This is a genomic window from Nocardia sp. NPDC050413 (assembly GCF_040655475.1).
In the GTDB taxonomy this organism is placed as follows: Bacteria; Actinomycetota; Actinomycetes; order Mycobacteriales; family Mycobacteriaceae; genus Nocardia; species Nocardia coubleae.
The window spans coordinates 49316-71285 of record NZ_JBFAJZ010000011.1; the positions used below are offsets into that span (position 1 = coordinate 49316).

23 protein-coding genes are annotated in these 21970 nt (G+C 68.3%); 10 read left to right on the top strand and 13 right to left on the bottom strand.

Annotated features, from left to right (window positions below; genetic code table 11):
* Positions 1-3: 3 nt before the first annotated feature.
* Positions 4-258: a WhiB family transcriptional regulator gene (locus AB0I19_RS23290; RefSeq protein ID WP_022567051.1), complete on the bottom strand. Its 255-nt coding sequence runs from the start codon at positions 256-258 to the stop codon at positions 4-6.
* A gap of 252 nt (positions 259-510) precedes the next feature.
* Positions 511-1455, bottom strand: a complete 945-nt coding sequence (locus AB0I19_RS23295) for a diacylglycerol kinase family protein (protein WP_067491720.1) — start codon at positions 1453-1455, stop codon at positions 511-513.
* A 100-nt stretch (positions 1456-1555) separates the two neighbouring features.
* Here AB0I19_RS23295 and AB0I19_RS23300 point away from each other — a divergent pair, with 100 nt between their 5' ends.
* Positions 1556-1999, top strand: a complete 444-nt coding sequence (locus AB0I19_RS23300; RefSeq protein WP_357151109.1) for a hypothetical protein — start codon at positions 1556-1558, stop codon at positions 1997-1999.
* Here the strand turns inward: AB0I19_RS23300 and AB0I19_RS23305 are convergent.
* The 5 genes from AB0I19_RS23305 to AB0I19_RS23325 form a co-directional block, all read right to left on the bottom strand.
* Positions 1996-2673, bottom strand: coding sequence for an endonuclease V (locus AB0I19_RS23305; protein WP_357151111.1), 678 nt, complete (start codon positions 2671-2673; stop codon positions 1996-1998). The genes AB0I19_RS23300 and AB0I19_RS23305 overlap by 4 nt on opposite strands.
* Before the next feature lie 6 nt (positions 2674-2679).
* On the bottom strand, positions 2680-3120 hold the full coding sequence (locus tag AB0I19_RS23310) for a GNAT family N-acetyltransferase (protein WP_357151282.1): 441 nt from the start codon (positions 3118-3120) through the stop codon (positions 2680-2682).
* Between the two features lie 35 nt (positions 3121-3155).
* Positions 3156-3764, bottom strand: a complete 609-nt coding sequence (locus AB0I19_RS23315) for an acid phosphatase (RefSeq protein ID WP_357151113.1) — start codon at positions 3762-3764, stop codon at positions 3156-3158.
* Positions 3765-3790: 26 nt separating this feature from the next.
* Entirely contained in the window at positions 3791-5026 is a 1236-nt protein-coding gene (locus AB0I19_RS23320; protein WP_357151115.1) for a hypothetical protein, read from the bottom strand.
* Positions 5027-5288: 262 nt separating this feature from the next.
* Entirely contained in the window at positions 5289-7028 is a 1740-nt protein-coding gene (locus AB0I19_RS23325) for a DEAD/DEAH box helicase (RefSeq protein WP_357151117.1), read from the bottom strand.
* A 430-nt stretch (positions 7029-7458) separates the two neighbouring features.
* Between AB0I19_RS23325 and AB0I19_RS23330 the strand changes: the two genes are divergently transcribed.
* A complete protein-coding gene (locus AB0I19_RS23330; protein WP_357151119.1) occupies positions 7459-8511 on the top strand; it encodes an alpha/beta fold hydrolase in 1053 nt (350 codons plus the stop codon).
* 28 nt (positions 8512-8539) lie between these two features.
* Complete coding sequence (locus AB0I19_RS23335; RefSeq protein WP_067491477.1) at positions 8540-9229, top strand: ferritin-like fold-containing protein; 690 nt, start codon at positions 8540-8542, stop codon at positions 9227-9229.
* 234 nt (positions 9230-9463) lie between these two features.
* Here the strand turns inward: AB0I19_RS23335 and AB0I19_RS23340 are convergent, their stop codons facing one another.
* Positions 9464-10321 carry a helix-turn-helix transcriptional regulator gene (locus tag AB0I19_RS23340; protein ID WP_357151121.1) on the bottom strand — a complete coding sequence of 286 codons (858 nt, stop codon included), beginning with the start codon at positions 10319-10321 and terminating at the stop codon, positions 9464-9466.
* A gap of 100 nt (positions 10322-10421) precedes the next feature.
* Here AB0I19_RS23340 and AB0I19_RS23345 point away from each other — a divergent pair, with 100 nt between their 5' ends.
* A complete protein-coding gene (locus tag AB0I19_RS23345; RefSeq protein ID WP_357151123.1) occupies positions 10422-10955 on the top strand; it encodes a YceI family protein in 534 nt (177 codons plus the stop codon).
* A 98-nt stretch (positions 10956-11053) separates the two neighbouring features.
* A complete protein-coding gene (locus tag AB0I19_RS23350) occupies positions 11054-11281 on the top strand; it encodes a DUF3107 domain-containing protein (RefSeq protein WP_067491482.1) in 228 nt (75 codons plus the stop codon).
* A gap of 62 nt (positions 11282-11343) precedes the next feature.
* Here the strand turns inward: AB0I19_RS23350 and AB0I19_RS23355 are convergent, their stop codons facing one another.
* Positions 11344-12012: a TetR/AcrR family transcriptional regulator gene (locus AB0I19_RS23355; RefSeq protein ID WP_067491484.1), complete on the bottom strand. Its 669-nt coding sequence runs from the start codon at positions 12010-12012 to the stop codon at positions 11344-11346.
* A gap of 300 nt (positions 12013-12312) precedes the next feature.
* On the opposite strand from AB0I19_RS23355, the gene AB0I19_RS23360 reads away from it, so the two are divergent.
* The 5 genes from AB0I19_RS23360 to AB0I19_RS23380 all read left to right on the top strand — a co-directional run bounded on the left by AB0I19_RS23360 (position 12313) and on the right by AB0I19_RS23380 (position 17107).
* Positions 12313-13296 (top strand): DUF3152 domain-containing protein, encoded by a 984-nt coding sequence (locus tag AB0I19_RS23360; RefSeq protein WP_357151284.1) that lies wholly within the window; start codon positions 12313-12315, stop codon positions 13294-13296.
* Between the two features lie 199 nt (positions 13297-13495).
* Positions 13496-14677, top strand: a complete 1182-nt coding sequence (moeZ, locus tag AB0I19_RS23365; protein ID WP_067637377.1) for an adenylyltransferase/sulfurtransferase MoeZ — start codon at positions 13496-13498, stop codon at positions 14675-14677.
* A gap of 108 nt (positions 14678-14785) precedes the next feature.
* Positions 14786-15637: a TIGR02569 family protein gene (locus AB0I19_RS23370; RefSeq protein ID WP_357151286.1), complete on the top strand. Its 852-nt coding sequence runs from the start codon at positions 14786-14788 to the stop codon at positions 15635-15637.
* 100 nt (positions 15638-15737) lie between these two features.
* A complete protein-coding gene (locus AB0I19_RS23375; RefSeq protein ID WP_357151125.1) occupies positions 15738-16256 on the top strand; it encodes an N-acetyltransferase in 519 nt (172 codons plus the stop codon).
* A 29-nt stretch (positions 16257-16285) separates the two neighbouring features.
* Entirely contained in the window at positions 16286-17107 is an 822-nt protein-coding gene (locus tag AB0I19_RS23380; protein ID WP_357151127.1) for a hypothetical protein, read from the top strand.
* Between the two features lies 1 nt (position 17108).
* On the opposite strand, the gene AB0I19_RS23385 is transcribed toward AB0I19_RS23380, so the two are convergent.
* From AB0I19_RS23385 to AB0I19_RS23400, 4 genes are read right to left on the bottom strand one after another with little or no spacing between them, the layout of a single operon-like run.
* Positions 17109-18104 (bottom strand): SCO2521 family protein, encoded by a 996-nt coding sequence (locus AB0I19_RS23385; RefSeq protein WP_357151129.1) that lies wholly within the window; start codon positions 18102-18104, stop codon positions 17109-17111.
* 2 nt (positions 18105-18106) lie between these two features.
* Positions 18107-19105 (bottom strand): SCO2522 family protein, encoded by a 999-nt coding sequence (locus AB0I19_RS23390; protein WP_357151132.1) that lies wholly within the window; start codon positions 19103-19105, stop codon positions 18107-18109.
* Positions 19102-20040 (bottom strand): SCO2523 family variant P-loop protein, encoded by a 939-nt coding sequence (locus AB0I19_RS23395; RefSeq protein ID WP_357151134.1) that lies wholly within the window; start codon positions 20038-20040, stop codon positions 19102-19104. The genes AB0I19_RS23390 and AB0I19_RS23395 overlap by 4 nt, the downstream gene beginning before the upstream one ends.
* Positions 20037-21881: an SCO2524 family protein gene (locus AB0I19_RS23400; protein WP_357151136.1), complete on the bottom strand. Its 1845-nt coding sequence runs from the start codon at positions 21879-21881 to the stop codon at positions 20037-20039. Before AB0I19_RS23400 ends, AB0I19_RS23395 begins: the two co-directional genes overlap by 4 nt.
* Positions 21882-21970 lie beyond the last annotated feature (89 nt).

Consider the following 21970-nt stretch of genomic DNA (forward strand, 5'->3'; position numbering starts at 1 on the left):
TACCTAGACGGAGGTACGCGTACGGGTGCGCGCGTTGCGCCGCTTGAGCGCGCGACGCTCGTCTTCGCTCATTCCACCCCACACGCCGGCGTCCTGGCCCGACTTCAGGGCCCACGACAGGCAATCGGCGGTGACGGGGCAGCGGGCGCAGACCAGCTTGGCATCGGCAATCTGCGCGAGCGCAGGACCGCTGTTACCCACCGGGAAGAACAGCTCGGGGTCCTCATCGCGACAGATGGCCTTGTGGCGCCAGTCCATTCCTCTGCTCCTTTGCGCGGGCGCCACAAAGGGCACCTCTGGTTAGTGGATCGTTCACTTGTGCGACTCGAATGTTTCCGCACGGTTGCTTGTGAATGCTTTCACGATCACCGTAGATGTCAATAGGTCTGCGGCGCACCGTGGGGGAGATCACGCTCTAGGCTGCCCACATGGGGCACCTGCCCGGTCCTTTGTACTCGCGTCTCCGGGTTTTCGCAGCGCAACCCGGAGATTTTTTCGAGAGTTCCTTGCTCAGACGGGCTTCGGGGCTACCACATCGAGCACGCTCGGCACCGATGTGAAATGCACCATCTTGCGTTTTCCGATGAAGTCGCCATCGATTTGCAGGCCGATCTCACCGGGAGAATCGATGCGAACCGAATCGACATCGTCGATCCGAAACAGTGCGTCCGCCTTAGGGTTTCCATTATCGCTCAGCAACTGCCGGGCGAGCAACAGGGTGCGCGTCACACTCATCGACCCCATCGCGAACACCCCGAGGCCCGTTTCGAAGGTCGTACCGGGATTCGTACGAACCGGACGATCCTCCAGATAGGTCCACGGGCTCGAATTCGTGACGAAGGCGTAATACACCGACTCCACCGGATCGTGTCCCGGAACGGTAACGGTGACGCTCGGTTCATGCCTGCGCGCGCGGAAGAACTGCCGAACCGTCGTCCGCAGATAGCGCGCCGGAGTGGCCTTGCGACCTTTGGCGCGGGCCGCGTCGATCGCCTCGCACACATCCGCGTCGAGACCGACTCCGGCGCTGAATGTGAACCACCGGTCATCGGCCAGACCGAGCCCGATCCGGCGGTCCGCGTCGCGGCCGAGCAGATCGATGAGCTGGTTGGTAGCTGTCACCGGATCGGGAGAGATACCGAGGGCGCGGGCGAACACATTGGCCGAGCCGCCGGGGATCACCCCCAGGCGGGGCCGCCACACCTGATCGTCTTCCACCTGGGGCAGCGGCAGGAACCCGTTGATGGTCTCGTTGACCGTCCCATCGCCGCCGTGCACGACGATCAGGTCCATCTCCTGGGTCGATGCCCACTGCGCCAGTTCGGCCGCGTGACCGCGATGCTGGGTGTGCGCAACGGTCAGCTGCGTCCGGCTCTCCAGGGCATGCGCGAGCAGGTCCCTGGTCGCCGGCGTGGTCGAGGTGGCATTCGGATTAACGATGAGCAGCGTCCGCACTGGGTCGAGGGTAATGCGAGTGACCGGATGCCGGTTCCCGCCCGGCCGACGGCACCCGACGACGCGTCGTCGTAGGCTTGGCGCCGTGACGGAGCACGACATGACCACAGGCGACCAGCACGACGACGGCGCGCAGGCCGAGAGCGGTATCCCGACGACGGTGCGGGTGGCCGGTGCGATCGTCACCCTCGAGGGGCTGGCCGGTGTCGGGACCGCGGTCGTGCTGATCGTGCGGGCGCTGACCGGCCACGACCAGTCGGTGGCCAGCGGGGTCGGCACGGCCATGTGGTTCATCGCGCTGTTCGGCGGCGTGCTCGCGGCCGGGATCGCGCTGCTGCGCGGCAAGCGCTGGGGCCGGGCCATCGCGGTCATCGCGCAGATCCTGTTGCTGCCGGTCGCCTGGTCGTTGCTGACCGACTCGCATCAGCCGGTGTACGGCACCCTGCTCGCCGTCGTCGCGCTCGGCGGCCTGGCCGCCCTGTTCGCACCCGCGTCGAGCCGGTGGATGGCGCAGGACTACGGCGAGCTGCCAGAGGAGCGTTAGCCGGTCTTCGCGCGCAGCGCCTGGCGGCACAGGTGGTCGGCGGCGCGCGTCGTCTCCGGTTGCCGGAAATTCTTCGTGAGCGCGAGCACCTGAGCGCAGGCGGTGTCGAGGTCGACGAGATGACCCACCGAGACGAACAGTGGTTTCACACCGTCCCTGGTGCGCAATGCGCGGCCGACGATCTCGCCGTCGATCGTCACCGCACTGGTGTCACCGCGTCGCGGCCCGGGTTCGCCGTATTCGCCCCACACCGATTTGGCGACACCGATCGTCGGAATGCCCGTCAGCAATCCGACATGACAGGCGAGGCCGAATCGGCGCGGATGCGCCCGGCCCTGCGCGTCACACACGAGCAGATCCGGTGTGCGCGTGAGTTTTTCGAGTGCGGCGACGGTGGCGGGCAGTTCCCGGAAAGCGAGCAGACCCGGCACATAGGGAAATGTCGAAACACCGTATGCCACCGCCGTTTCCACGGTTTCCAAGGTATGCGCGTCGAGAATTACCGCCGCCGTGGCAACGGTGCCGTCCTCGGCGTAGGCGGAATCGATTCCGGCCACTGTCGAGAATTGCGGTGGCACAGGGTTTTCGGCGCGAACCAGCGGGCGTAGCCGATCTTGCAGTGCGACGGCGTCCTCGGGTGTGGCGGGCCAATCGTGCGGTAGAGCTATGCGCATCGGATATCACCGCACCGACGCGGCGAGCGCGGACAGTTCCTTTCCCGCGAGCCGATACCCGATCCATTCGTCTTGCGCTGTGGCGCCGAGTGATCGGTAGAACTCGATCGACGGCGTGTTCCAGGTGAGCACCGACCACGACACCCGGCTGTAGCCGTGCGTGACCGCCTCGGCGGCCAGGGCCGCGACCAGGGCGCGCCCGAGCCCCGTGCCGCGCGCTTCGGGGCGCACGTAGAGGTCCTCCAGGTAGATGCCGTGCACGCCGTCCCAGGTGGAGTAGTTCAGGAACCAGATCGCGCAGCCGACCACCTCGCCCTCGTGCTCGGCGACGTGGGCGAACAGGGCGGGCGACGGCCCGAACAGGGCCGCGCTCAACTGCGCCTCGGTGAGTGTGCACGCCTGGGGGGCCTTCTCGTACTCGGCGAGGTCGTGCACGAGCCCGACCATCGCGGGCACGTCGGTCGCGAGGGCGCGCCGCACGGTCAACGCAGTTCTCCTTCGGTGCGATGGGTCAGGTTGTGGGCCCAGATCGTATGCGCCCCATGGTCATAACCGAGAACGCTCACCGCGCCGGTCGACATCGCGAACCGTCGCCCCTCGCGCACCGCGAACTCGCCCCAGCGGGCGATCAGCACGCGGGAGAAGTGCCCGTGCCCCACCAGCACCACATCGCGGTCGGCCAGGACCGGCTCGGCCCGGTCGAGGACGTGGTCGGCGCGAGCGCCCACCTGCTCGGCCGTCTCGCCGCCGGGCACCGGGTGGGTCCACACGGTCCAGCCGGGGACGGTCTCGCGGATCTCGGCGGTGGTGACGCCCTCGTAGTCGCCGTAATCCCATTCGACCAGTTCGTCGTCGACATGGATATCGGCGAGCCCGGCCAGTTCGGCGGTCTGGCGCGCACGCCTGCGCGGACTGGTGAAGACGAGCGGATCACGCAGGTCGAGGGACTTGACGACCAGCCCGGCCGCGCGGGCCTGCGCCTCGCCGAGCTCGGTCAACGGCAGATCGGTGTGACTGGTGTGCTTCCGTTGCGCGGACCACGTGGTTTCGCCGTGGCGGAGCAGGACCAAACGGGCGTCGGATGCGGACATGGCTCCATCATGACAGCCCGACGGGCTCAGCCGAGTGCGTAGAGCCTGCCACCGCGTCGTTCGAAGACGGTGTCGCCGAGCACCGCCGTGCTGATCGGGTCGCCGCTGTAATCGCTGCGCTGCACCGCGATCCGCGCAACGGTCGTTCCGGTGGCGAAATCCACCGCGAGCATGCCGTCGGCGACGGGGACGAGCAGTCTGCCCGCCATCGACGCCGGGGTACCGAGTGCGTCGCGCACCGTCCAGGTGGGCTGTAATGTGGCGGCGCTCAAGGCGATCAAGGTCTTGCCGGTGAACACGTAGATCGCCGAGCCGAGCCGGGTCACGGTGGTGCGGTCGGTCCACGGTTCGGCCAGCGCGGCCGAGGACACCTCGTTGCCGGTGCCGTCGTGCACGGCGATGCGGGCCGGTTGCGCGAGACCCGTCGCGGTGGCCGGGGTCGGCGGATAGTAGACGGCGATCTTGGCATCCGACACCGCGACCACCCGCACCTCGGCGGAGTCGCCGCCCGGTGCGGTGAGCAGGCGCGAGCCGTGTTCCTCGGGTGCGGTGGCCTCCTTCGGCGACGGGGCGAGCACCGTCAGCCGGGCGCCAGGATCGTCCGGACACCGTTCGATCACCGCCAGCCGCGACGAACTCGACGCCGCAGACCGGAGCTCACAACCGTTGCGCGGCTGGGTATTCGGATTCACCGGCGCGTCCACATAGCCGTACTCGAGCGTGCGGACCAGATCCGAACGCCACATCTCCAGCCGGTCGGCACCGAGGGCGAGCAGATAGGTGCCGTCGCCGGAAAGCCGGATCGCGTCGTCCATGTAACTGCTGCGGGCGATGCTGCGGGCACCGGTATCAGCGTCGAGCATGGTGGTCTGGCTGCAACCACGCTGATCGCGGTAGGTCGCGATCACCGAACCCCACTGCGCCTCCACCCCGCACAGCGGCATGTCCCGCCGGTACCACCACCGCTGCTCACCGGTCACCGGATCGCGCCCGCTCACCGTGCCTTCGTCGCCGGTGACAACCACATTCCCGGCGACGAGCGCCCGCGAACTCACCGAGTCCGCCGCGTGCCACCGTTCGCGCAGCGTGCCCGGCAACTGCGTCGCGGCCACGACGGTGGGTGCGGGGGAATCAGCGGTGACGGAATCGGTGCCGGTGGCGTCGGCACGCGCCCACACGACAGCCGCCGCGACCAGACAGACAACGGCGATCGTTACGGCGGCGATGACATCGGCACGGGTACGCCGCTCCGGAACAACCACGCCAGCGACCCTAGCAGGGCCGCCTCTCCGGGAATTCCGGCCGGACTGAGGTGCGGTGAGGGTTGCGTCGGCGGCCAGACGAGGTAGTGGGTCACCCTAGCCCGTCCCCGGTGAGTTACCCATGTGCTCGCCTGCTGCTCCGGGACGGAATCGTGAGACTTTGCCCGCGGCAAGGTGAGGCAGTGGGCACTTGCGCCGGGTGAGTACGAGAACGGCCCGCCATCTGGTGATGACGGGCCGTTTCGGGTGGTGCTGGGTGTGCTCAGGCGTCGACGGTTACCTGAGTATCGGCGCTCGCGTCCGCGGGCTTGCGGCGACGGCGGCGGCGAGCGGGCTTGGGCTCGTCACCGGAATCGTTCGCGTCGGCGGGGGTCGAATCGGCCGGAGCCGACTCGGTGGTGGCCGAATCGGTCGGTGCCGACTCGGAGACCGCCGAATCAGTGGCAGCCGACTCGGTGGTCGCGTCGGTGCCCTCGGCTGGCTTGCGGCGGCGGCGACGGCGGCGGGCGGGCTTGTCGCCTTCGGCGGTGTCGCTCGCGTCCGACGATTCCTCGGTGGTGGTTTCCGAAGGGGTCGTCTCGGCGGACTCGGCCTTGCCGCCACGGGTGCGACGGCGGCTGCGCGTGGTCTTGGGGCGCTCGGTGCGCTCCACGACCACCGCGTCCTCGTCGCGCTCCGGCTTCGGCTTGCGGACCACACCGGTGACGCCCTCGGGGATGCCGAGGTCGGAGTACAGGTGCGGCGAACGCGAGTACGTCTCGGCGGGGTCGGCCATGTTCAGGCCGAGCGCCTTGTTGATCGACTCCCAGCGGTGCAACTCGTCCCAGTCGATCAGGGTGATCGCCACGCCGGTGCGACCCGCGCGACCGGTGCGCCCGATGCGGTGGACGTAGGTCTTCTCGTCTTCGGGGCACTGGTAGTTGATGACGTGGGTGACGTCGTCGATGTCGATACCGCGCGCGGCGACATCGGTGGCGACCAGCACGTCGATGGTGCCGTTGCGGAACTTGTTGAGCGCCTTCTCCCGGGCGACCTGGTTCAGGTCACCGTGCACGGCGCCGACAGCGAACCCGCGCTCGGCCAGATCGTCGGCCACCTTCTGCGCGGTGCGCTTGGTGCGGGTGAAGATCATCGTCGCGCCGCGGGACTCGGCCTGCAGCACGCGGGCCACCAGTTCGGCCTTGTCCATCGCGTGTGCGCGGTAGACGAACTGCTTGGTGCGGTCGTGCACCGCGGAATCGTTGGCCAGCTCGGCGCGGATATGCGTCGGCTTGGTCAGGAAGGTGCGGGCGAGCGTGATGATCGGCCCGGGCATGGTCGCCGAGAACAGCATCGTCTGACGCTTGTCGGGCACCATCGTGAGGATGCGCTCGATATCGGGCAGGAAGCCAAGGTCGAGCATCTCGTCGGCCTCGTCGAGGACGAGCACGCCGATCTTGCCGAGGATCAGATGGTTCTGGTTCGCCAGGTCCAATAGTCGACCCGGGGTGCCGACGACCACGTCGACGCCCTTGTTCAGATCGGCGATCTGGGAGTCGTAGGGGCGACCACCGTAGATGGCGGCGACCTTCAACGGGCCCTGGTGGTTGGTCAGGTACTTGCTCGCGTTCTCCAGGTCCTTGGTCACCTGGATGCACAGCTCGCGCGTGGGCACGATGACCAGCGCGCGCGGCGTGCCGTCCAGCGGGGTGGTCCCGGTGTCGGCGGTCGCGATGCGGTGCAGCAGCGGCACACCGAAACCGAAGGTTTTACCCATACCGGTGCGGGCCTGGCCGATGAGATCCTCGCCGGCCAGTGCCAGCGGCAGGGTGAGTTCCTGAATCGCGAAGGTGCGTTCGATACCGATCTCGCCGAGCGCGCGCACAATTTCGGAGCGCACCCCCAATTCGGCGAAACTCGGCGGCGTGTGGGTGTCGTCCAGTTCGGCCGTCAGCAGGGTGTCGGCCACACCGGGTTCCTGTTCGACAGTGATCTTGCTCAGGGTTCGTGCCTTCCTCGTCATTGCATCTCGCACGCACGAGGTGGGGCGGGCCGGTCGGCCCGCGACGACCACATATCCGCCTGTGATACTCGCCGGGCCAGCGCCGATCGCGTCTGCGTCATCGGCGCGGCACATCGGTGATACGGATTCGGTGCGCGCACATTTTCCTGGTCAACGCTGCCGGGTGGCGCTGTGCGCCGTGGTGTGACGCGCCCGCGAAGTGTGCCGGGGCTACGAAACTAGCGTTGTCCACAGTGATTGTAGCGTGATATTCTGCGCAATCCGAATTTCACGCCGTCGAGGCGTCGCGGGAAAATCGAAATCGTCGCCGGTCACGCCCGCATACACGATGCGACGCAGCGCAATTCACCGTTTCCGGTTTTCGCGCGTGTCGCGGATGTAATAGAGGTCACTGTAACCGGCGGTACCGGGATGTGAGACATTTCTTGTCGTGAGCATCACCGATACCGTCACCACCGCCGCGCGCAACGCCTGGGCGCTGAGCTTCGGCGCGGGCATCGAGGCACCCGACCCCGCGCCCTCGACCGTGCTGTGGGACGAACCGCACCGCTTGTTGCGTCGCTACGACACCGAAAACGGCTCGGCCACAACCGATTCCGCGGTGCTGCTGATTCCGCCGCTCGCGGCGCCCGCCACCTGCTTCGACCTGCGCCCCGACCAGAGCCTGGTTCGCCACCTGGTGTCCACCGGCCGCCCCACCTACCTCGTCGACTACGGCGAGATCGGTTTCGCGGATCGCCGGATGGGTTTCGAGGACTGGGTCACCGACATCCTGCCCGAGGCGATCCGCCGGGTCAGCGCCGATTGCGGTGGCGCGCCCGTCGACCTCGTCGGCTGGTCCATCGGTGGCATCTTCGCCCTGCTCACCGCCGCCGCCAACGCCGATCTGCCGATCCGTTCGGTCACCGGCGTCGGCCCGCCGCTCGATTACGACAAGATGCTCGGCATGCCGCAGGTGCGCGCGGTCGCCCGGATCACCGGCGGCAAAGCGGTCACCAACGTGGTGCGGGCCGTCGGCGGCATCCCCGCGCCGCTGACCAAATTCGCCTACCGGGTGGCGGCGTTCGACCGGGAACTGGCGCGCCCGATGTTCATCGCGGGCAATATCGCGCGCACCGAGACGCTGGCCAGAATGGAATCCATCGACCGCTTCCAGGCCGCCATGCCCGGCTACCCCGGCCGCTTCTACGGGCAGCTGTGGGGCCGATTCATCCTGGCCAACGACATCGGTAAGGGCACGGTGCACCTGCGCGACCTCACCATCGACCTCGCCGAGGTGCGGGTGCCGGTGCTGCTGTTCGGCGGCACCGCCGACGTCATCACGCCGAAGGCCGCTGTCGAGGCGGGTTTGCGCACGCTCACCGGGGCGCCCTCGGTGACCTACGAGGTCGTTCCGGGCAGCCACCTCGGCATTCTCGCCGGACCACAGGCCCGCGACACCACCTGGACGCACCTGGACAAATTCCTGGCCGATCGCGACTGATCCGCGATCGCGACTACGATTGGCGGTCATGGGAGCCCAGACCTCAGCCGCGCCGGAAATTTTCTCGACCGCACCGCTGTCCGCCGATCACCCGGGGGTGACCGAGCTGTTCGCGGTCCTCGCCTACGGCGAGCTGTCCGCGTTCTATCGGCTCGCCGAGGAAGCCAAGCTCGCGCCGTCGGTGCGCGGGCGGGTCGCGGTGGCCAAGATGGCGGCCGCGGAGCTGGCGCACTTCGAGGCCCTCGAGGCGGCGCTGAGCGCGCGCGGGGTCGACGCCGAGCGGGCGATGGACCAGTACCAGGGCGCGCTGGACTCCTACCACGCCTCCACCGACCCGTCGACGTGGCTCGAGTCGATGGTGAAGTTCTACGTGGGTGACGGCCTGGCCGCCGACTTCTACACCGAGATCGCCGGCGCGCTCCCCGCCGAGGTCGCCGATGTGGTGCGCGACGTGCTCGCCGAGACCGGGCACTCGCAGTTCGTGGTCGAGGAGGTCCGCAACGCGGTCACCGCAAGCCGGTCCGAGCGCGACCGGCTCACCCTCTGGGGTCGCAGGCTGCTCGGTGAGGCGATCACCCAGGCGCAGTACGTGATGGCTCAGCGCGACGAACTCGCCGAACTGGTGCTGGCCGCCACGGGCGACCTCAACGGCATCGTCTCCCTGTTCGACCGCATGCAGGAGCGCCACGCCGCCCGCATGGCCCAACTAGGGCTGTAGCCGCCTCCCCGGGTCTTTTGGCCAGACTCAGGCGCGTGGGGGCTTGGGAACGCGGCAAGCTTTTGGGAGGTGGCTGGGTTAGCCCGTGCCCGGTGAGTTACCCATGTGCTCACCTGCCTCTCCGCGACCTTGGCCAGACTCGGGCGCGGGGCGACCTGGGGACGCGGCGAGCTTGTGGGAAGTGGCTGGGTTAGCTCGTGCCCCGGCGAGTTACCCATGTTCTTGCGGGATCTGTCAGCCGTTGGCTGCTTGGGGGTGGATCAGGCGTAGTTCCGGTGTGCGAGCGGCGGTTTCGCGGGGGAGCCAGATGACGATCTGCTGATCGTTGTCCGCGGACAGCGTCTGCACGGTGAAGGTGAGGGTGCCCCGGCTCGGGTGTTCGAGGCCGAGCAGGGTCGGCAGGTTCTCGGCGAGGCGGTGTGGTTGCCAGCGGCGGGCGAATTCCGTTTCGGTGCTGAGGAATTCGATGGTCGAGGCGATGCTCTCGTCCTCGGGGCGACGCAGTCTCGTGCGGGCCAGCTGATCGGCGAGCAGGTCGGCGTATTGCGGCCAGTCGGTGATGGTGGTGCGCGCCAGTGGATGCCGGAACGCCCAGACGGCCAGGTTCACCTGCTCGGGATCGTCGAGCAGGCCGAGCGGGGTGACGAGGTCTTCCCAGGAGTCGTTCCAAGCGAGCACATTCGCGCGCGGGCCTAGAGCGAAGGCCGGGGTTGGGGTGAGGGCGTCGAGCACGGCGGTCAGCGCGGGCGGCACCTGATCGAGCTTCGGGTCGAAAGCCGTACTGGGGCAGCGCGCTTCCTTGCTGGTGGTCAGAGCCAGCCAGCCGAAATGGGCGCGTTCGGTGTCGTTGAAGCGCAAGGCGGTGGCCAGCGCGTCGACCACGGCCGGGGAGGGGTTGCTGTCGCGGCCCTGTTCCAGCCGGGCCAGGTAGTCCGCGCTCACGCCCGCCAGCACCGCGACCTCCTCGCGGCGCAGTCCCGGCGTGCGCCGGCGACCGCCGCCGGGCAGGCCGACGTCTTCGGGGCGCAGCTCCGCGCGGCGGGCGATGAGCAGTTCGGCGAAGGTCGAGCGGGCTCCAAGCTGGTCGGGCATTGCTCCATCCTCCCTGGTCCTGGCTCCGACAGCCTGGCCCTGACAGGTCCAGGATAACGGCGGTCTGGTTAACGGACCACGGTCCGGTCAGGCTGGGCGCATGACTTCTTCGACACAGACACAGCAGCTGAAGGCCGGATCCTGGGCGCTGGACCGCAGCCATTCCTCGGTTTCGTTCACCGTTCGCCACCTCGGCATCGCCAAGGTTCGCGGCGGCTTCACCCGGTTCGAGACCGAGTTCGTTGTCGACGAATCCGGTGCCGCCACCATCGGCGCGACCATCGACCTCGACTCCTTCGACACCGGCAACGCCGACCGTGACGCCCACGTGCGCAACGCCGACTTCCTCGACGTCGCCAACCGGCCGACCCTGAGCTTCCGCGCCACCGAACCGGTCCGGATCGCCGAGACCTTCACCGTCACCGGCGAGGCCACCCTCGGCACCGTCACCAAGCCGCTCACCCTCGAGGTGGAGTGGGGCGGCGTCGGCGACTTCCCCGACGGCTCGCGGCACGCGGGCTTCTCCGCGACCGGCGCCGTCAAGCGCACCGATTTCGGTGTCGGCGGCCCCATGCCGGGCATGCTGTCGGACACGGTCAAGATCGAACTCGAGATCGAACTCGTCGAACCCTGACCGTTCGCTCACAGCGCAGGCAGGTGTGTCACCGGGGTCGAGCGGCTGCACTAACCTGGGAGACGACAACACAGGACTCTTACGTTCGGAGGTTGGCCGTGGAGGTCAAGATCGGTATTTCGGATAGCCCTCGGGAGCTCGTCATCAACAGCTCGCAGAGCCCTGACGAGATCGAGGCGCTGGTGACCGATGCCCTCAGCGGCTCCGGTGGCGTCGTCAAGCTCACCGACGACAAGAACCGCAAGTTCCTGATCCAGGCCGCGAAGGTCGCCTACGTGGAGATCGGTTCCCCGGCCGTCGGCCGCGTCGGCTTCGCCACGGTGTAAGACACAGCAAACGAAAAACGACCCGCCATCACCGGGATGGCGGGTCGTTTTTCGTCTGTGCGCTAGCGGTCGCCCGACAGGCGGAACGGCACGTGCTTCAGGCCGCCCCAGGCCAGGGCCACGGTGGTGTCGACGGCCTCGTCCTTGGGGACCGGGCGATCGGCCTCGAGCCAGTAGCGCGCCGAGAACTGGCTCGCGCCGACCAGGCCGACGGCCAGGATGCGCGCCCGGTACGGGTCGAGACCGGAGTCGTGGGCGACCAGGTCGAACACCGCGTCGACGCAGGCCTCGGTGGCCTGTTCCACCCGGCGCTGCACCTGCGGTTCGCTGGTGAGGTCGGACTCGAAGACGAGGCGGAAACCCTGCATCTCGTTGTCGACGAAGTCGAAGTAGGCGGCGACGGCGGCGCGCACACGCTGCTTGTTGTCGGTGGTGGAGCGCAGCGCCTGACGCACGCTCGACACCAGGATGTCCACATAGTTCTGCAGAACCGCCAGATACAGTTCCAGCTTGCTCGCGAAGTGCTGGTAGAGCACCGGCTTGCTGACACCGGCCACCTGCGAGATCTCGTCCATGCCCGCGGCGTGGTAACCACGCTGGACGAATACCTCGCTCGCCGCGAGGAGCAGTTGCTGACGCCGCTCGTCACGAGGCAGGCGGGTGCCGCGCTTTGCCGGGACCGTCTCCGGCACCGATCGGCGCGAGGTCATGCGGTCCACGAGGTCAGTCATCTCGGCTCTCTTTGTCGACTACACCAGGCAGGCGAATGTGCGCCCGATGTCCCACGAACGATACTCGCACAGTGTTCCCCCGGAGTATCGCCTACGGAAATGTAGTACCAGGCGGGAACGTTCGCCGGGCCGTAACCGGCGGATCTTCCCCGGCCACCCGCGTCACCGATTTGGCCACTGTGAGAATCTGGTGTGGTGACCGACCGCCCGGAACGACCATCCGGCGGCGGGCGCGATGTCGCTCGCCCCACGCAAACCACCGAGTCCGGTTCAGTGACTTCGGAGTCAGAAGGGCGGGAACTGCAGGTCTACGACCCCCTCGGGCTGTATCAACCGGCCGACCGATCGCGTCAGCCCCTTCGCGCACGCTGGGATCCCACCGAAGCCGACACCGGCAGGCCGCGCAGCCCACAGCGCGACGCCAAGAAGCAGAGCGCCCTCGGCCGTTTCGTGTCCACCTACGGGTGGCGGGCCTACGCGCTGCCGGTGTTGCTGGCGGTGACGGCTTTCGTGGTCTTCGACGCGCTGCGCGTGGCCAAGCAGCCGGCTCCGGTCGACCCGGGGTTCGGGGCGTTGAGCCCGAACGTCGCCCAGTCCGGCATCATCGGCGCACCGCCCGGCGACGGGAAGTTTCCCGCCGATCTGCCGCTCGGCGCGCTCCCCGAGGGTGGCGCGTTCGTCGAGCGCGGCGCGGGCACCTGGCATGTGGTGCCGGGCGCGGGCCCACAGGTCGGGGCGGGCACCGAGCGGGTGTTCCGCTACACCGTCGAGGTGGAGGACGGCATCGATACCTCGGCCTACGGTGGTGACGTGGCCGTGGCCAAGATGGTGGAGACCACCCTGGCCAACCCCAAGAGCTGGACCAAGGACCCCAAGTTCGGGTTCCAGCGCATCGACGTCGGCGAACCCGACTTCCGGCTCTCGCTCACCTCCCGCGAAAGCACCCGCGCCGCTTGTGGATTCGAGATCCCCATCGACTCGTCGTGTTACAACGCGAGCATCGACCGGGTGGTGCTGTCGGAGGCCCGCTGGGTGCGCGGCGCGCTCGCCTTCGACGGCGACATCGGTTCCTACCGGCAATACCTCGTCAACCACGAGGTCGGCCACGCCATCGGCTACCACGGCCACCAGCCGTGCGAGACCGAGGGCGGCCTGGCGCCGATCATGATGCAGCAGACCTTCGGCACCAAGAACAACGACATCGCCCTGCTCGACCCGCACGGTGTGGTCCCGCCCGACGGCAAGACCTGCCGCTTCAATCCCTGGCCCTACCCGCGCGGCTGACAGCTCCGCCTGTGCGAGACCATGGGCGGGAAGAACAGTACGGCGGGCAGTGTTGTAGATACACACGGCCATCGGTTTGCGGCCGCCTTGATCTGGACTGACCAGAGGGTGCGACGAAGGAGTGCCCGGCGGGAGGGAAGATCAAGGGAACAGGCCGCAAACCCGCGGCGCCAGCCGCTAATGAAACGGAGTTCCGAAGGTGTCTTTCAACGGGTCCCTACCGCCGCTCGTCGAGCCTGCGGCGGAACTGACCAAAGATGAGGTCGCGCGGTACAGCCGCCACCTGATCATCCCCGATCTCGGTGTCGACGGTCAGAAACGGTTGAAGAACGCCAAGGTGCTCGTGATCGGCGCGGGCGGTCTCGGTTCTCCCGCCCTGCTGTATCTGGCGGCCGCGGGCGTCGGCACACTCGGCATCGTCGAGTTCGACGAGGTCGACATGTCGAACCTGCAGCGCCAGGTCATCCACGGCGAGTCCGACATCGGCCGGTCCAAGGCCGACAGCGCCCGCGATTCGATCCTCGAGATCAATTCGGGAATCGACGTGCGGCTGCACAAGATCCGCCTCGAACCCGACAACGCCGTCGAGCTGTTCCGCGAGTACGACCTGATCGTCGACGGCACCGACAACTTCGCCACCCGCTACCTCGTCAACGACGCCGCCGTCCTCGCGGGCAAGCCCTACGTGTGGGGCTCGATCTACCGCTTCGAGGGCCAGGTGTCGGTGTTCTGGGAGGACGCACCCGACGGGCGTGGCATCAACTACCGCGACCTGTACCCGGAGGCCCCGCCGCCGGGCATGGTCCCGTCCTGCGCCGAAGGCGGCGTGCTCGGCGTGCTGTGCGCGTCGATCGGTTCGGTGATGGTGACCGAGGCGATCAAGCTCATCACCGGCATCGGTGAGACGCTGCTCGGCCGTCTGATGGTCTACGACGCACTGGACATGAACTACCGCACCATCAAGCTGCGCCGCGATCCGGAACGTCAGCCGATCACCGAACTGATCGACTACGAGGCCTTCTGCGGTGTGGTGTCGGAGGAGGGCCAGGCCGCCGCTGCCGGGTCGACCGTCACCGCCGCCGAGCTGAAGGACCTGCTCGACGCCGACAAGGTCGAACTCATCGACGTGCGCGAACCGGTGGAGTGGGACATCGTGCACATCGACGGTGCGACGCTGATCCCCAAGGACCGCATCCTCTCCGGTGAGGCGCTCTCGGAGCTGCCGCAGAACAAGCCGATCGTGTTGCACTGCAAGACCGGGATCCGCTCGGCCGAGGCGCTGGCCGCGCTCAAGCGCGCCGGTTTCGCCGACGCCACGCATCTGCAGGGTGGCGTGGTCGCGTGGGCCAAGCAGGTCGATCCGTCGCTGCCCGTGTACTGATCCGTACCGGTCCGCCGTTGATTGCGGGGAGGTCGCAATGGGGTCGCGTGCCAGCGTGCCTTCGGGCTGTTGACGCGTCCTCAGGGTTACGGTACGGCCGTGACGTCAGTGACTTCAGTCGAACCACCCGAGCATGTGCGGGCCACATTCGGTCTTCGCGAAGTGACGCCGGTCTCCCTCGGTGACTGGGACGGTGGCTGGCGGCTCGGCGATGTGGTGCTGAGCCCGGTGGCCGATCACGCCCGCGCGGCGTGGTCGGCCAAGGTACGCGAAACCCTCGCCGTCGACGGTGTGCGCGTCGCGCGTCCGGTGCGTGCCACCGACGGTCGCTACGTGGTGTCGGGCTGGCGTGCCGACACCTTCATCGACGGGGCCCCCGAACCCCGCCACGACGAGGTGGTGTCGGTGTCGCTGCGATTACACAAGGCGACAGCACAATTGGAACGCCCGCGTTTCCTGGTGCAGCCGCCCGTCGCGCCATGGGTGGATGTGGATGTGTTCGTCGCCGCCGACCGCGCCGCCTGGGAATCGGTGCCGCTGCGCACTCTGCGCGCGGGCGGCGTACCGCTCACCGCGACCCCCGACGGTCAGCGCAGCCTCGAATTGATCGGCCAGCTGGCCACTTTGCGCAAACCGGTCCGCAGCCCCGATCAACTCGTCCACGGCGACCTGTTCGGCACGGTCCTGTTCTCCGGCACCCACGCCCCCGGCCTCACCGACATCACCCCGTACTGGCGCCCCGCCTCCTGGGCGGCGGGTGTGGTCGTCGTCGATGCCCTGGCCTGGGGCGGCGGTGACGACGGCCTCCTGGAACGCTGGTCGACGCTGCCCGAATGGCCCCAGATGCTGTTGCGTGCCCTGATCTTCCGATTAGCCGTCCACGCCCTGCACCCCCGCTCCACCCCCGAGGCCTTCCCCGGCCTGGCCCGCACCGCCGACATGGTCCGTTTGGTGCTCTGAGGCGGCTGAGTACACTTCCCCTCGTTTCGATGTGAGCGAGCGGGGGCGGGCGTCTAGGCTTGATATCAGGGTGTTCTTGTGCGCGAACGCAAGGGAGCAGATGACCACCATCGAGGAAACCGTTCGGTATCGGGAGCCGACGCCGAACGACCTGCCTGACATTCAGCTCATCGACGGCGCGGCCTTTCCGGCCGACCGTTACCCCTTCTTCGTCCTCCGCCAGCTGCTGCAGGCAGACAGCTCCCGCAGCGTCGTCGCCGTCGAACCCGGCAACGACGACGAAGTGGTCGGTTACGCGCTGACCATCATGGGCGAGGGATCCCGTGCCTGGTTGCTGAGCCTGGCGGTCTCACCCGATCGCCGCGGTTGCGGTTACGGGCGCGGGCTGTTGGCGCGCACCATCGCCCTGTGTCAGGAGAAAGGCGACGCGGACGAGATCTGGTTGACCGTCGACCCGAAGAACGTCACCGCCTACAACCTGTTCAAGGAGTTCGGATTCGTGCTGCGCGTGCGCGACGAACAGTATTTCGGTGAGGGGCAGCCACGCGATGTGCTGGTCCACAAGCTGCGCGGGGTAGCACTGCCCGCTTCGGGCGAAAACGGTTACGCTGGAACCTGATTCAGGGCGGTACAACGGGGGAGCGCGAGATGGCCACGGGTGCGGGGTCGTCACCGCGGCACGATCCGGTCGGTGAGCTCATCGAGGACCGTGCCCACGACTACGCCATCAAACTCGACTCGGTACCGGAAGCCGACAGCCTGGACGACTTCGACCGGATCGTCGCCGGTTTCCTCGACGTTCCCGAGCTGCTGATCGTTCAACCCACCGGCAAGCTGCGCTTCGGCACGCTCTACGACCGGGACGCCGACCCCGGACACGACGACGAGGCCTGGCGGGCGCGCAAGCCCTCGATCGCCGGGCTGATCGCGGCCGAGGTCGAGTTCCGCGGTCCCCTGAGGTTGAGTCCCACCCAGAACTCCCTTCTCGCAGCACAATTCGAGAAGCTCGGTGCGGCGCTCACCCGCAGTGGTCTGCCCGCGCACGCGGTGCGCGCGTGGACCAACGCGATGGAGCTCCATCGCCGGGCACACAACTCCGACGCCGAGGATCGGTGCGGGTTCGCCCTGGCACGGGCGCGCCGGGCCACGCTGGCACCGGGGTGGGACCGTGGTGTCAGCGCCGCCGCGGACCTGCTGTGCGGCTACGGGTATCGGCCGTTTCGGCTGCTCGCGTGGGTGGCGGTGCAGATCGCGGTCTGCACCGGCATCGCCCTGCTGCTGGCAGGCACCAAATCGCCGGCCGATGTCGTCTACCTGGCGGTCCTGACCTTCCTGAATCCGCTGGATCCGGGCAATGTGGCGGGGATGGAACCGCAGGCCAAACTCCTGTTCGCGGCCGAGGCGTGCCTCGGTGCGGTGTCGATGTCGGTGTTCTTCGCGCTGTTGGTCCGGCGGTGGTTCCGGCTGTGAGTCAGCGTCCCGGCGTGTTGGCGCCCCGCACGGCGTAGTAGGTCGCCACATCGATGCGGCGCTGGATCTGTTCGACGCGGGCGGTCCACTGCTTCGACAGGCCCGCCACGGTCTGCAGATCCCGCCACGGTGCCCGCATCGCGGTCGGCACCTGGGCGCCCGGCATCCACAGGTGGGCCAGGTGTTCGAGCACCGGCGCGAGGACGGCGACCTGGCGGCCGTCGTCGAATGTCTCCGCCGCCCGCACCCGGGCGTCGATCACCGTGAGCAGCCAGTCGTGAACCGCCACGTCCTCGCAGAATCGCAGGGCCGCAGGAAGATCCGAGGCTTCTTTCACCGTCACCCGCAGGGTCCTGAACTCCTCGTCCTCGACCCGCAGCGACACCGCCGGACCGGTGATGCCGCCGACGACCGCACTCCACCGCAGCCGCGTCGTCGGCGCCCGCAGCGGTGGGTGCCGATCCAGTTGCGGTGCGGCGCGCAGGTGGTCCAGCTGCCGGGCGCAGATCGAGCCGATATCGAGGGTGGTGGCGCCTCTCGGGGCGAAATGCCCTGCCGCGAGTTCCTTGTTCGCCGCCTCGCTGTCGGGCAGTTCGCCGATGAGCTCGGTGACCCCGACCCGGGCGATGTAGTGCGCCCACGGCATGCGCTTCTTCTGCTGAGCCCGCGCCACCGTGGTGTGCGAGGACAGCTGCGCGATACGCCCGCCCGTCAGGATCGCGGTCGAGGCCACGGTGCCGACCACCCGCGCGGTCGTGCTCGCGCTCGCTCCCCAGCCGAGATGACAGTCGACACCGGTGGCGTGCCGCGGCGAAAAGGCAAGGGGGCAGGGGCGTTCGCGGCGCACGACGGTCGCGCCGGGGACGGTGGCCAGCAACTCGACGGTGCCGAGCGGGTCGAGGGTCAGCGAATGGGGCAGCAGACAGGTGCGGATCTCGCCGAGCACCACGACCGGCGCGGCAGGTCGCGGCGTGGTGCGGCGCGGTGGCGCGGACACGGTCAGGATCCGTCCAGCAGCAGATGCCCCACCCGCTCGACGACTTTGGCCGGCACGGGCACCCCGTCGGCGCGGCCCTGGGCCGCCACCCGGGCGGCGACATCGTCGTCGGGGGCGAGATGGTCGAGGATCACGCGCACCGCCGACTCGATGAGCAGATAGCGCTTGGGCAACATCGACAACGTCCGATAGGCCGTGAACGGCGCCGCCTCCGCGTTCAGCCGCACCACCGGCGGCAGATCCTGCCAGCGCTCGGGCCAGTCCCGCTCGGGCGTCCACAGCTGCGGATCAACCACGGGCGCACCGTGATACCGCAGCATGCCGAGGCGCACCAGTTGCCACACCGCGGCGAGGAAGGGGCACGACCAGCGCCTGCCCGCCTCGTCGCGGTCGTGCCACAACTCGACGTCGAGGAAGATCGAATGCTCGCCGCGGCCGTACTCCTGCGGCGGCCGATACGGCTGCGGATGCATGGCCGCGCGCGAGGAACCGGTCTGCTCCCGGCGGCCGTTGCACAGCCAGCCGAATTCGGTGGTCGGCGGCCTGCCGCCGGTGGCGACCTCCTCGTCCTCCGGCTGGGCGACGAGCCGCGCCGCGACCATCTCCGCCACCGGCACCGGCTCACCGACGGCCACCCCGCCCGCGAACACCGGCGCGCGATGACAGGCCGATTCCCTGGCCAGGTAGTCGATGGTCAGGCCTGCGTCGTCGGCGGCACCCAACAGCCGGTCGAGCACCTTTGCCGGGGTGAAGCGCGGCTGGAAGTAGTCGTCGGTGAGATAGCAGGTGCTCACCCGCGTCTGCGGCCCGAACTCCACCCGCGCCGACTCGATGAACGCCGCGACCAGCGGCACCGCCCGCCGGAATTGCGCGCGGACCAGGTCGGTGTCGTAGACGATCTCCTCGTGCCGGAAATGGCAGACCTCGATCGAGAGGTGCGCCATCGGCAGCGGCGTGATATCGGCTTCTTCCGAAGCCTCCCGATAGATCGGTGAACTCATCGGCCCGTGTCCCACGTCGTCGAATCCGTCAGTCGCCGAGCCAGATTCGTGTACGCCTCGACCGTGGCGGGGTTGGCCAGGCGGGCGCCGACGTCGGCGTCGAGGATGAGTTGTTCGCGCCACTGCAGCATGGGCTCGATCGGCGTCTGGCCGAGCATCATCGCCGCACCGATGCCGTTGCTCGTCGCCAGTTCGCGCAGGGAGTTGGCCTGCTCTTTCAGCCAGGTGGCCTGGGCCGGGTCGACCGCGCGGGTGGAATCCGAATCGGCGACCGCAGTGCGCACGCAGCGCATCGAGGCCAGCAGGTCTTCTTTGGTGTGGCCCCACACCGTCGCGGTTTCGAGCAGCCCGTGCGCGCCGTGCACGAGTCCGCCCGCGGCGAGCACGTGCTGGCGGGTCCAGCGGTGGAACACCAGCCAGCGGTGGGTGTGGTTGCGCAACACCGTCGACGCGGTGGCGCGCAACGCGATCTCGAGGGCGACCGAGCGGCCGGCGCTGAGATCGACGATCACCACCGCGAATTCGCTCATCAGATTGGCGAGCAGGAGGGCGCCGAGCTCGACACTCGCGTCGTCGCAACCGAATTCGCCGCCGCCGACATCGCCGGGCAGCAACGTCAGGCTGCCTGCCCGAGGTGGGTTGCGGCGCAACTGCGGACGATCGGTGTCGCGGCCCACATTGATCCGCGTCGGTTCGCGGGTCTGGCCGAGCAGATAGGAATGCAGACCGTGACCCTCGGTGACGCCGCGCTCGGCGCCACCGATCTCGAACAGCGCGCCCGCGGTCGGGGAGCCGAAATCGAAGTCGACGTAGGCCACGTCGAGGCCGCGCAGCCACAGCCGGTAGGCGATATTGCAGCTGGTGACCGAGCGCCCCGTTCCACCCTTGTCGGAGGTCGCGAAGACCAGGATCGATGCGGGGTCGTTGGCGCTCATCGGGTGGCGTCCTCCCTGGCATAGGCGAGGGCGTCGAGTCGGCGCAGGGCGTCGTAGGCCAGGGCCTCGGCGGTGTTCGGGCGTTTGCTCATGAGCGCGTTGGCGCGGGCCAGCGACTCCTCGATCGCGGCGAGCTCCTTGTATCTCGGGGAGTCGACGGCGTCGCTGACCTGCAGGGTTTCCTGGACGAACAGGTGGTCGGCCTCGCTGATCTTGATGAGCGCGGCTGTGCGCATGCTCGGTGCGGCCAGCGGTGGCCGGTCGAAGGTGTTGTGCGCGACGACCAGGCATTCCATCATGCGTTCGGTCAGGAACCACGAGGGCGCGGGGTCGGCGGTGTCGCCGTTGCCGCCGAGGTCGTCCCACAGACCCGCCGAGCAACCACTCGTGATCGCCCTGGCCTCCATGTGCGCGAGGGCCGATTCCGCCAGATCGAGCAGCTCGACGCGGGTGGGCACCTCGCGTGCGAGGCGTGCCGCCTGCAGGCTGCGCTTGAGCAGCAGGGTGGTGTAGTCGCTCACGTGGTAGCCGAGGACCGGACCGCCGTCGACGTCCTCGGATCCCTTGAGTGTCAACAGAAGTCCGGGATGGTGCAGCAGGTCGGCCGGGTCCTCGGGGATCGGTCGGCTGGTGATCCGGCCGCGTTCGGCCAGCTGACGCAGCACCGCGGCGGTGCGGTCGAGATCTGTTGTCGACTCCTTTTCCAGCAGGTCCTGGATGAGGAACGCGGTCACGGCCAGGCTGTAGTAGTCGGACTGCTTGCCGTCGGAGGTGCGCCACGGCAGGTCCTCGAGCGGCCAGCGGCCGGTGCCGAAACGTGAGATCGTCGACCAGTACTTCTGCGCCAGCTCCGCGCGGCGCTTGAGCGACTCGACCAGCACGACCTGATGCGGCTCGAACAGGTCGGGTTCCGAAGTGCGTTGGGAATACAGGTCTTTGATGCCGTCGAGGGCGACGAGGGTGAAGTAGAGGTAGGGCTTGGTGACCGCGTATCCGGGCTGGGTGGCGATGCGGGCGGTGACCTCGGCGCGCGGGCCGACGCCCCGGCCCACACCCCAGGTCCAGCCGCATTCGAAGGCGCGATTGTCGTCGCGCAGGTCGAGGCCCTCGGGGTGACCGGATCGCACGTCGGTCTCGGCCTGCACACGGATGGGGCCGAGGGCGGCGGAGAAGTCGGCGATGACCTCCCTGACCGGGGCACCGGTCTGGTTCACCAGATTCAGGATCTCCTGCCCCGGCGGGGAGGAGAACAGCGGGGTGTCCATCACGAAACTGCGGATCAGGCCGACCATCGCGGCGGTCAACCGGGTGCTCACCTGCGGGATCAGCGCTTTGACGCGTTCGTTGAGCCTGCGGGCCTCGCGGCGCACCTCGTGCTCGAGGTAGCGCTCGATGCCGCGCAGGAAACGCAGCGAGGCGATGCACAGGCTCAGCGACATCGAATACGAGTCGACGACCTCGAGTTCGCATTGCGCGGCCGTCGGTTGGCCGAAGCCCGCGTCGCGAAAGTAGCTGCCGCCGGGGAAGATCGGTTCATCCTCGGCGTCGGTGTAGGCGGCGAAGAATTCCTCGAGCTTGGTCACCAGCGCGGCGCAGACGTGGATGTCTTCGCCGAGCACCGCCATCACCGTGGCGACATCGGCGGCGGCGGCGATGCTGTCCGGATCGAGGGCGAAGTTCGCCAGCTCGCTCGACGGATACAGCAGGCACATCAGCTGTTCGGCGTCGCTCACCGAGTTGCGGCCGTCGCGCCCGCCCCAGACCCAGGCGCCCTCGCGGAACGAGGTACGCAGGTGTGCCCGCCACAGATCCAGAAGTTGTCGGCGCGGTCGTATTCTCATCGGTGTCCCCCAGTGCAGCCAGGCATCGCCAGTATGCCGACTCGATCACGGGGTTGTCATCGGTTGTGCCGTAATAGGTTTCGCCCACG